The sequence below is a fragment of the Alicyclobacillus hesperidum subsp. aegles genome, assembly GCF_027923525.1.
In the GTDB taxonomy this organism is placed as follows: domain Bacteria; phylum Bacillota; class Bacilli; order Alicyclobacillales; family Alicyclobacillaceae; genus Alicyclobacillus; species Alicyclobacillus aegles.
Genome location: NZ_BSBJ01000028.1, coordinates 1 through 358, shown reverse-complemented (window position 1 = coordinate 358; position 358 = coordinate 1). Strand labels below are relative to the sequence as shown.

1 rRNA gene is annotated in these 358 nt (G+C 57.3%); it reads left to right on the top strand.

Annotated elements, in window-relative coordinates:
* Positions 1–358 (top strand): 23S ribosomal RNA (locus tag QMF38_RS09530); the annotation flags it as partial.

Genomic DNA, 358 nt, shown 5'->3' with positions numbered 1-358 from the left:
GGGCGAGCTGCAGGTAGCCAGCGCGAACTTGTGTTTAGGAGAACGGCATGGGAAGGCCGGCCAGAGACGGTGAGAGCCCGGTATCCGAAAGGCACAGGGGAGCGTGAAACAGACCCCAAGTACTGCGGGACACGAGGAATCCCGTGGGAATCTGGGAGGACCACCTCCTAAGGCTAAATACTCCTTGGCGACCGATAGCGGATAGTACCGTGAGGGAAAGGTGAAAAGAACCGCGGGAGCGGAGTGAAAGAGAACCTGAAACCGTGTGCTTACAAGCAGTCGGAGCACCGAGAGGTGTGACGGCGTGCCTTTTGTAGAATGAACCGGCGAGTGATGATGACAAGCGAGGTTAAGGCAA